The sequence below is a fragment of the Micromonospora sp. BL4 genome, assembly GCF_003667505.1.
Taxonomy (GTDB): Bacteria; Actinomycetota; Actinomycetes; order Mycobacteriales; family Micromonosporaceae; genus Micromonospora.
The window spans coordinates 108,082-117,727 of sequence record NZ_RCVJ01000117.1 but is presented as its reverse complement, the minus strand read 5'-3'; the positions used below and the strand labels follow the sequence as shown (position 1 = coordinate 117,727).

Below are 9,646 nucleotides of genomic sequence, written 5' to 3'. Positions count from 1 at the left end.
CCGCCCCGCCGTGACGAGTGCGGCCGCCCGCTGCGACTACCCCGCCGCCGGCCCGCCCCGGGCGGCGATCAGCGCGTAGAGCAGTCCCGACTCCTGCGGCAACAACCGGATGCCGCTCTCCTGGCAGACCTGGTCGAGCCGGTCCAGTACCGCCGGGTCCGCGGTGCTCGCGGCCAACCCCACCAGCGCTTCCACCACGTCCCGCCGATCCTGACCGGCATCGGCGGCGGCGGCGAACCACTCGGCAGCCAACTCCCGGTCGCCCCGGTGCAGCGCCAGGTTCCCCTCGATCAACGCGCAGATGCCCGCCTCCGGCCCACCACGGGACAGCACCAGGTCGTCCGCACGGGGTCGCGGCGGCCCGGCCCGATCCATCCACGAACGCGCCGGCACGGCCACCGCCACGTCGGCCATGCCTGCCCGCAGCTCGGCGAGCATCTCGGTCGCCTCCGCGGCGCGACCTTCCTGGGCGAGCGCCAACCCGACCGTGCCGAGCACCCGGCGCCGATGCCCCGGATCACCCAGCTCGGACAGGGCCGCGACGACCTGCCGGCCCTGGTCGACGGCGTCGGCGTACCGGCCCTCGAGGCGGGCGACCTCGGCGCGGTTGGCCCACGCCAGCAGCCGCAGCCGCTGCTCCCCACTCTCGGCGGCGAGCCGGTCCACGGCCGCCAGCCGCCGACGCGCGGCGGCCAGGTCGCCGACCCGGATGTCGTGCCAGGCGAGACTGTTCTGGGCCACCGCGAGATGCCGGGTCCGCCCGTTGCGCGCCGCCAGCCGGAGCACCGCCTCGGCCTGCTCGCGGGCCTCGTCGTGCCCGCCCACGGTGATCAGCAGCGCGCCGAGCACGGTCCGCGCCTCCAGCTCTCCGCTGACGTCGCGGGCCTTCCGGAACAGGTCCAGGGCGGCCCGTGCCGTCGGCAGTTCGTCCGGGCCCGCGCCGTGCTCGGCGGCGAGCCGGGCCACCCCCAGGGTGGCCCAGCCGCGCAGGACGAGGTCGGCGCCCGCGGTTCGCGGGTCGGCCAGCAACCGGCGCAGCCACTGCCGGCCGGCGACGTCGCGCCCCCGGAACCGCCACCAGCGGGGGAGGCAGGCCGCCAGGCGAAGCGCGGTCACCGGATCGTCGGTGGCCGCGTGCGCCAGCGCGGAGCTGATGTCGCTGCTCACCTCGTCCAGCCGGTGCACCGCGTCGGGCAACCGGGGACCGGCCAGGTCGGTGGCGGTCCGCGCCACCAGGCGGGCGATCACCTCCGCGTGCCGGCGCCGGACGCACGTCAGCTCGCCACCGCCGGCCGCCTGTTCGAGGGCGAAGTCGCGGACCGCGTCGAGCAGCCGGAACCGGAACGGACCGGTGCCGCGCACGCTCAGCAGCCCGAGTTCGACGAGCCGGTCCAGCAGCGGGACCGGGTCGACAGCCACGGTGCCGTCCCGGTCGGCCTCGTCGGCGAGCATCTCCTCGGCCAGCTCCACCGACCACCGGTTGCCGAACATGGCGAGCCGTCGCAGCGCATCCCGCTCCTCCGGCGCGAGCAGCCGGTAGCTGGTCGCCACCGCATCCCGCAGGGTCACCGCCGCCGTGGCCGGGGTGGTGGCGGCGCCGTTCGACGGGTGGGTGGCCGCATCCGGTGCGTCCCAGCCGGGTCGGGCCGACGGGTCCGCGGGCGTCGCCAGGTCGAGCACCCGGTCGCCGTACCGGTCGAGCAGCTCGGTGAGGTCGAGGAGCCGGCCCCGCGCGGCCATCAGCTCGATGGCCAACGGCAGCCCACCCAGCCGGCGGACCAGCGCGGCCAGCGCCGGTAACTCGTCGGGGGTGGGTGGCTCCCGACGGATCTGGGCGAGCCGGGCGGTGAACAACGCGACCGCCGGCCACGACCCGAGCGTTGCCGGCCCGGATCGCTCGGCGTCCGGCGGCGGCACGTCGAGCGGCGCGACCGGCCAGACCCGCTCGCCGGGCAGCCCGACCGGGTGCCGCCCGGCGACCAGCACCCGCAGCGAGGGCAGCGCGGCGGTCAGTCGGTGCAGCGTCTCGGCCACCGGGCCGGGCGCACGCTCCACCGCGTCCATCAGCAGCAGCGCCGGGCGACCGGCGAGCCGGGCGCTGAGCTCCGGCAACCGGGCCGCACCGAGTACGGCCGTCGAGGCGGCGAGCACGTCCGGCCCGTCCGAACCCTCGCCGATGAGCACCCCGGACACCCCGGCCGGGTAGGCCCCGGCGGCGCCGTGTGCGACGGACAGCGCCAGCGCGGTCTTGCCGACCCCGGCCAGCCCGACCAGGCTCACCAGTCGAGGACCGTGCTCCGCGGTCAGCATCGCGGCCAGCTCGGTGACGTCGCGGTCCCGACCGATCAGCGCGACCGCCGGTGGAAGGGCGACCGGCGGAGCGGGGCCGACCGGGTCGACTGCCGACGTCGTGGGACCGGTGACCGCGAGGGCCGCCAGAGTGGCGTCCGGCCGGGGCGACTCACCACCGGCCTGGCCCCGGGCAGCGGCCAGGAACGCCGTCCGGGCGGGCCCGGTCAGCTCCAGAGCTGCGGCGAGCAACTCGACGGTGGTGCGCTGCGGTCGGACCGACCGACCGCGCTCCAGGTCACGCACCGTCCGCACACCCACGCCGGCCCGGGATGCCAGCTCCGCCTGGGTCAGGCCGGCGGCACGCCGGTGCCCGCGGAGCAGCTCCGCCAGCCCGCTACGACCGGCCGGGCTCCGCGACCTTTCATGATCCGGAGTCATGGGCACGAAGAGTACGGATCGACTCCGACCATCGGCAGTCGAACGTCGGGCTGCCGACGCCCGCTCGCCGAAATCCGACAGCCGGCTCGACAGGCCCGCCGGGAGGCGGCTGATCGACCGGTCGACGAAGACTCCCAGCTCCGGTCAGATGCCCAGGTCGCGTGCGATGATCATGCGCTGCACCTCGCTGGTGCCCTCACCGATCTCCAGGATCTTGGAGTCCCGCCAGAACCGGGCCACCGGGTACTCGTTCATGAAGCCGTAGCCGCCGTGGATCTGGGTGGCCTCCCGGGCGTTGTCCACCGCGATGGTGCTGGCGTGCAGCTTGGCGATGGCGGCCTGCCGCTTGAACGGCTCACCGGCCAGCATCCGGGCGGCGGCGTCGTAGTAGGCCAGCCGCGCGGTGTGCGCCTTCAGCTCCATGTCGGCGATCTTGAACTGGATCGCCTGGTTGGCGCCGATCGGCCGGCCGAAGGCGTGGCGCTCCTGCGCGTACTTGATCGACTCGTCGACGCAGCCCTGAGCGAGACCGACGGCCAGCGCGGCGATGGCGATCCGGCCCTCGTCGAGGATCCGGAGGAACTGGGCGAAGCCCCGACCACGCCCGCCGAGCAGGTTGGCCGCCGGCACCCGGCAGTCGTCGAAGGTCAGCTCGTGGGTGTCCGAGGCGGTCCAGCCCACCTTCGAGTAGCCCGGCGCCACGGTGAACCCCGGCGTGCCGGTGGGCACGATGATGGTCGACAGCTCCTTCGAGCCGTCCGGGTTCGTGCCGGTCACCGCGGTGACGGTGACCAGGGCCGTGATGTCGGTGCCCGAGTTGGTGATGAACGCCTTCGAGCCGTTGATGACCCACTCGTCACCGTCCAGCACCGCCCGCGTCTGGGTGCCGGCGGCGTCCGAGCCGGTGCCCGGCTCGGTGAGCCCGAAACCGGCCAGTGCCTCGCCGCTGAGCAGCTTCGGCAGCCAGGTCGCCTTCTGCTCCTCGGTGCCGAAGCGGTAGATCGGCATCGCGCCCAGCGAGACCGCCGCCTCGAGCGTGATGGCCACGCTGGAGTCGACCCGGGCCAACTCCTCCAGCGCCAGGCAGAGCGCGAAGTAGTCGCCGCCCATGCCGCCGTGCTCTTCGCCGAAGGGGAGCCCGAACAGGCCCATCTTGCCCATCTGCCGGATCACCTCGTACGGGAAGGTGTGCTTCTCGTAATGCTCGGCGATGACCGGGGCAACCACCTCGCGTGCGAAGTCCCGCACGCTCTCCCGCAGCGCCGTTTGTTCGTCGGTGAGCCGGAAATCCATCTCATCCTCCTGTGTGGACGGGGCCGCCGGGCGCTCGTGACGCCGGGACGGTTCGCTGTGCTGGTCCGGTCGAGGGGTCAGACCGGGGTGACGCCGTGCCGACGCCGGGAGAAGTGCCGATCCTTGGTACGCGCTGCGGCGAACCGGCGGACCAGCTCGGTCCGCAAATCGTGCGGCTCGACGATGGCGTCCACCACCAGCTCGCTGGCGAGCCGGACGACGTCGATGTCCTGCTCGTACTCGGCGCGCTTCGCGGCGACGAAGGCGGCACGCTCGTCCGCGTCCGCGATGGCGGCGATCTTGTTGGCGTAGACCGCGTTCACCGCTGCCTCGGCCCCCATCACCGCGATCTTCGCGCTGGGCAGCGCGATGGTGGCGTCCGGCTCGAACCCGGGGCCGGCCATCGCGTAGAGGCCGGCGCCGTACGCCTTGCGGACAACCACGCAGATCTTCGGCACGGTCGCCTCCGAGATGGCGGTGATCATCTTCGCGCCGTGCCGGATGATGCCCTGCTTCTCGACCGCGCTGCCGACCATGAAGCCGGGTACGTCGCTGAGGAAGAGCAGCGGCACGTTGAACGCGTCGCAGAGCTGCACGAAGCGGGTCGCCTTGTCGGCCGAGTCGACGAAGAGCACGCCGCCCTTGAACATCGAGTTGTTGCCGACCACGCCGACGACCTCGCCGTTGAGGCGGCCGAAGCCTATGGTCAGCTCCTTGGCCCAGAGCGCCTGGATCTCGAAGAAGGAGCCCTCGTCGAGCAGACCCTTGACGTACCGCCGCATGTCGAAGGCCTGCCGCTCGCTGGCCGGCACCAGCGCGGCCAGGTCAGCCTTCGCCGGCGCGGCGACGGCCGGCGCGGTCGGCGGCTGCTGGGTCCAGTTCGCCGGCAGGTACGACAGGTAGGTCTTCACCACGTGGAGCGCGTCGGCCTCGGTCTTGCAGAGGAAGTGCCCGACACCGGATTCGGCGGTGTGCACCTTGGCCCCGCCCATCGCCTCCAGGGTCGTCTTCTCGCCGGTGACCATCTCGACCATCCGGTCGGAGCCGAGGTACATGCTGGCGTTGCCGTCGACCATGGCCACCACGTCGCAGAACGCCGGGATGTACGCCCCACCTGCGGCGCTCGGGCCGAACAGCGCGCACACCTGCGGGATCGATCCCGAGGCGCGTACCTGGTTCCAGAAGATCTTGCCGGCGCCACGCCGGCCGGGGAACAGGTCGACCTGGTCGGTGATCCGCGCGCCGGCCGAGTCGACCAGGTAGACCATCGGCACGCCGGCGCCGTACGCCCGCTCGATGATCCGGATGATCTTCTCGACGGTGCGGGCGCCCCAGCTGCCGGCCTTGACGGTGGAGTCGTTGGCCATCAGGCAGACCTGCCGGCCGTCGATGGTGGCGGTGCCGGTGACCACGCCGTCGGCGGGCAGCCCCTCGGCGAGCGCGTTGGCGTACAGGCCGTCCTCGACGAACGAGCCCTCGTCGACCAGGAGCGCGACCCGCTCCCGGGCGAAGAGCTTGCCCTTGGCCGCGTTGGCCGCGTGGTACTTGTCCGCGCCGCCGGACCGGGCCCGCTTGCGCAGCTGCTCCAGCGCCTCACCGTCGAGCGTCACGCTGACTCCCTCGCCGTACTGACCTGAACGATCGTTAGGCTATCGCATTCGCGTGACGACCGGCGACCCATGGGCGGACCGGATGGCCGGGCGGCGCCGGGATGCTGCGGATTCAAACCAAACATTGAAATCTATTAATCTCTATGACTAGGCTCCTGACACCCCCTCCTCCCGGATTGGAGTCAGCGATGACCTCACGACTCAATCGGCTCGCGGTCGCGTTCGTCGCGATGACGCTCGCCACCCTCGGCGTCACGGTCGCCAACCCCTCGCCCGCGTCCGCCGCCATGACCATCTGCTACAACACCAGCCAGGCGGGAAGCTACGCCAGCGTCGCCAACCAGGCCGCCTCGATCTGGAACAACGCCACCGTGAACCTGACGCTCTCGGCGAACTGTGGCTCCAACCTCCGGATCTACCGGATCACCGGCGGCGGCTCGTACGCCGTCCGGACCAGCCTCGGCAACGGCCGGGTCTACATCGACACCCAGCAGGCCGCGCAGTACAGCGTGCTGCGGATCATGACCCACGAGATCGGGCACATCCTCGGCCTGCCGGACAACTACAACGGGAACTGCTCGCTCCTGATGTCCGGTGGCAGCGCCGGCACCAGCTGCACCAACCCGTACCCGAGCAGCGCCGAGGCGAACCGGGTGAGCAACCTCTTCGCCGGCACCTTCGCCGCCGAGCGCAGCGCGGACCGCGCCGGGGCGGACATCTTCCGCGACAGCTGGCCGAGCATGCTCACCACGGTGGGCTGATCGACCGGACACGACGGAGGGGCCGGCATCGTGCCGGCCCCTCCCCGCGTTTGCGAGCGGTCAGCTCGGCATCGGCGTCAGCCGGGTCCGCGGACCCGCGCGCAGCACGCCGGACGGCAGCTTCTTGCCGAGCAGGTGCTCGGCCAGTTCGGCCGCCTCGATGAGGGCGGCCAGGTCGATGCCGGTGTCGATGCCCATGTCGTGCAGCATGTGCACGGCCTCCTCGGTTGCCAGGTTGCCGCTGGCCCCCGGCGCGTACGGGCAGCCGCCCAGGCCGCCCACGCTGGCGTCGAACTCGGTCACCCCCAGCTCCAGCGCGGTCAGCAGGTTGGCCAGCGCCGTACCCCGGGTGTTGTGGAAGTGCAGCAGCACCGGCACGTGCGCGTTGCGGTCGCGTACCGCGGTCAGCAGCTCGCGGACCCGGCGCGGAGTGCCCATGCCGGTGGTGTCGCCGAACGCGACGCGGTCCGCGCCGTCGCGGACGACCCGGTCCACGATCCCGGCCACCCGTGCCGGGTCGACGTCCCCCTCGTACGGGCAGCCGAAGCTGGTCGCCACGATCACCTCGACCTGCGCGGAGGCGCCGTGCAGCAGGTCGATCAGCTCCGCGATGTCGTCCAGCGACTCGTCGGTGGAGCGGTTGACGTTGCGCCGGTTGTGCGTGTCGCTGGCCGAGACCACCACCTCGATCTCGGTGAACCCGGCGGCCAGGGCCCGCTGAGCGCCCCGCGTGTTCGGCACCAGGGCCGAGTAGCGCACCCCGTCCGCCCGCGCCGCCCGCCGCCACACCTCGTCGGCGTCGGCCATCTGCGGGATCGCCTTCGGGTGCACGAACGACACCGCCTCGATCCGTCGTACGCCGGTGCCGGAGAGCGCGTCGAGCAGCCGCACCTTCGCGTCGGTCGGAATCGGGTCCTCGTTCTGGAGCCCGTCCCGAGGCCCAACCTCGCGAATGGAGACGAAGTCCGGCAGGTCCGCCATAAGGGGTCACCTCACTGTGACGTCAAGCTGTGCTGGGGTTCCCCCAGCATGCCACTCGCACCACCAGCCGCGTCGATCAAGAGGTTTCCGTCAGGATTCCGGCTGCGGCTGACGCAAACCTCTTGATCAACAGAGGCCGGGGGTCGGGGGTCGGGGGTCGGTCAGCGCATGCGGGAGACGATGCCGGTGTCGTAGGCGCCGGAGAGGAACTCCTCGTTCTCCAGGAGCTCGGCGAAGAAGGGGAGATTGTTCTTCGGGCCCTCGATCTGGAAGGCGGCGACGGCCGTCCGGGCGCGCTCGATCACCTCGTCGCGGGTGGCGCCGCTGATGATCAGCTTGGCCATCAGGCTGTCGTAGAACGGCGTGACGGTGTTGCCCTGGGTGTAGCCAGAGTCCACCCGGACCCCCTCGCCGGTCGGCTCCACCCAGGTCCGGACCACGCCGGGGCCGGGCAGAAAACGCTTCGGGTCCTCGGCGTTGATCCGCATCTCGATGGCGTGCCCGCTCGGCGCCAGCGCGTCCGGATCGAAGGTCGGCGCCAGCCCGGACGCCACCCGCAACTGCTCCTCGACCAGGTCGACGCCGTAGACGTACTCGGTCACCGGGTGCTCCACCTGAAGGCGGGTGTTCATCTCCAGGAAGAAGAACTCGTTCGTCGCGGGATCGAGCAGGCACTCCACGGTGCCCGCGTTGCGGTAGCCGACCGCCTCGCCGGCGCGTACCGCCGCGGCCAGGAAACGCTCGCGCAGCTCCGGCGAGACCGCCGGGGACGGGGACTCCTCGACCAGCTTCTGGTTACGCCGCTGCACCGAGCACTCCCGCTCGCCGAGCGCCACCACCCGACCGTCGGCCAGGCCGAGGATCTGCACCTCGACGTGACGCACCCGGGGGAAGTACCGCTCGATCAGCACCGAGCCGTCGCCGAACATCCGCTCGGCGAACGCGCGCACCTTGTCGTACTCGGTGCGCAGCGCAGCCTCGTCGACGGCCACGCCCATGCCCATACCGCCGCCACCGGCGGCGGCCTTGACCATCACCGGGTAACCGATCTCGGCGGCGGCGGCCACGGCGGTGTCCAGGTCCGCCGCCGGGTCGGTGGTGCCGGGCGCGACCGGAACCCCGGCCGCCGCCATCAGGTTCCGGGCGTTGATCTTGTCGCCCATCGCGGTGATCGCGTCCGCGTCGGGTCCGACCCAGATCAGGCCGCTCGACTCGACGGTACGGGCGAACTCGGCGTTCTCCGACAGGAAGCCGTACCCGGGGTGGATGGCCTGCGCGCCGGTCGACTTCGCGGCGGCGAGGATCGCCTCGGTGTTGCGGTAGCTCTGCGCCGGGTTCGGTGGGCCGATGAGGACCGCCTCGTCCGCCTCGGCGACGAACGGCAGGTCGGCGTCGGCCTCCGAGTACACCGCGATCGCGCGGATGCCGAGCCGCTTGGCGGTGCGGATGATCCGGCGGGCGATCTCGCCCCGATTGGCGACCAGCAGTGACTCGATCATGTTTCCTCCCGGCGTCCGGATGGTGGGACGCTTGTCAGGGAACCATGACCGGCACGCTCCTGACGAGTCGGGGGCTCAGGCGAGCAGCGCGGCCAGGGCGGCGTCGCGCAGCAGCTCGGCGCGGCGTCGCCGGTCCACCTCACCACCGAGGAACGGGGTCGAGTTCATCAGGCCGAACGCGGCGTGCGCCAGCACCCGTGCCTCGCCGTCGGGCATGCCGGGGTGCAGCGCGGTGAGCACCGTGACCCACTCCTCGACGTAGAGCCGTTGCAGGCGGCGGATCCGTCGCCGCGGCTCCTCCGGCAGCCGGTCCAGCTCGTGCAGGTGCAGCGCGATCACCGCCGGGTTGGCCAGCGCGAACTCGACGTGGAAGTCGATCAGCGACTCCAGTACGCCGCGCGGGTCGTCCGGGTGCCCGGCGGAGCGTTCCCGCCCGCCGGCCAGCAGCCCTTCGCTCACCGGGATCAGCGCGGCGGCCAGCATCGCCTCCTTGCCGGCGAAGTGGTGGTAGAGCGCCGGACCGGTCACCCCGGCGGCCGCGCCGATGTCGTCCATCGACACCCCGTGGTATCCCCGGGCGGCGAACAGGCCGACCGCGATCTCCAGGATCTCGTCCTTGCGGGACCGGCGCCGGCCCGCACCCGCCGCGCCGCGCGCCTGCTGCTCCACCGTCACGGGGCAAGCGTAGACCGCGAGCTGCGCGCGGTGGAGCGGTGGTTACCGGTCGGTTGCGCACGTCGCACCGCCGGTCGACCCCTCCCGACCTGCCCGT

At 72.4% G+C, this 9,646-nt stretch carries 7 protein-coding genes; 1 reads left to right on the top strand and 6 read right to left on the bottom strand.

Annotated features, from left to right (window positions below; all coding sequences use genetic code 11):
• Positions 1–36: 36 nt before the first annotated feature.
• From EAD89_RS13440 to EAD89_RS13430, 3 genes are all read right to left on the bottom strand, one after another.
• Positions 37–2,730, bottom strand: coding sequence for a helix-turn-helix domain-containing protein (locus tag EAD89_RS13440; protein WP_121675929.1), 2,694 nt, complete (start codon positions 2,728–2,730; stop codon positions 37–39).
• A 144-nt stretch (positions 2,731–2,874) separates the two neighbouring features.
• On the bottom strand, positions 2,875–4,023 hold the full coding sequence (locus EAD89_RS13435) for an acyl-CoA dehydrogenase family protein (protein ID WP_121675928.1): 1,149 nt from the start codon (positions 4,021–4,023) through the stop codon (positions 2,875–2,877).
• A gap of 77 nt (positions 4,024–4,100) precedes the next feature.
• The gene (locus EAD89_RS13430; protein ID WP_121675927.1) at positions 4,101–5,633 is read right to left on the bottom strand and encodes an acyl-CoA carboxylase subunit beta; all 1,533 of its coding nucleotides are present in this window, start codon (positions 5,631–5,633) and stop codon (positions 4,101–4,103) included.
• Positions 5,634–5,821: 188 nt separating this feature from the next.
• Here EAD89_RS13430 and EAD89_RS13425 point away from each other — a divergent pair, with 188 nt between their 5' ends.
• Complete coding sequence (locus EAD89_RS13425) at positions 5,822–6,394, top strand: snapalysin family zinc-dependent metalloprotease (RefSeq protein ID WP_121675926.1); 573 nt, start codon at positions 5,822–5,824, stop codon at positions 6,392–6,394.
• Positions 6,395–6,454: 60 nt separating this feature from the next.
• Here EAD89_RS13425 and EAD89_RS13420 read toward each other — a convergent pair whose 3' ends face one another.
• The 3 genes from EAD89_RS13420 to EAD89_RS13410 form a co-directional block, all read right to left on the bottom strand.
• Entirely contained in the window at positions 6,455–7,375 is a 921-nt protein-coding gene (locus EAD89_RS13420; RefSeq protein ID WP_121655784.1) for a hydroxymethylglutaryl-CoA lyase, read from the bottom strand.
• A 161-nt stretch (positions 7,376–7,536) separates the two neighbouring features.
• Positions 7,537–8,874, bottom strand: coding sequence for an acetyl/propionyl/methylcrotonyl-CoA carboxylase subunit alpha (locus tag EAD89_RS13415; protein ID WP_121675925.1), 1,338 nt, complete (start codon positions 8,872–8,874; stop codon positions 7,537–7,539).
• A gap of 75 nt (positions 8,875–8,949) precedes the next feature.
• Complete coding sequence (locus EAD89_RS13410; RefSeq protein WP_121675924.1) at positions 8,950–9,549, bottom strand: TetR/AcrR family transcriptional regulator; 600 nt, start codon at positions 9,547–9,549, stop codon at positions 8,950–8,952.
• Positions 9,550–9,646: the final 97 nt, after the last annotated feature.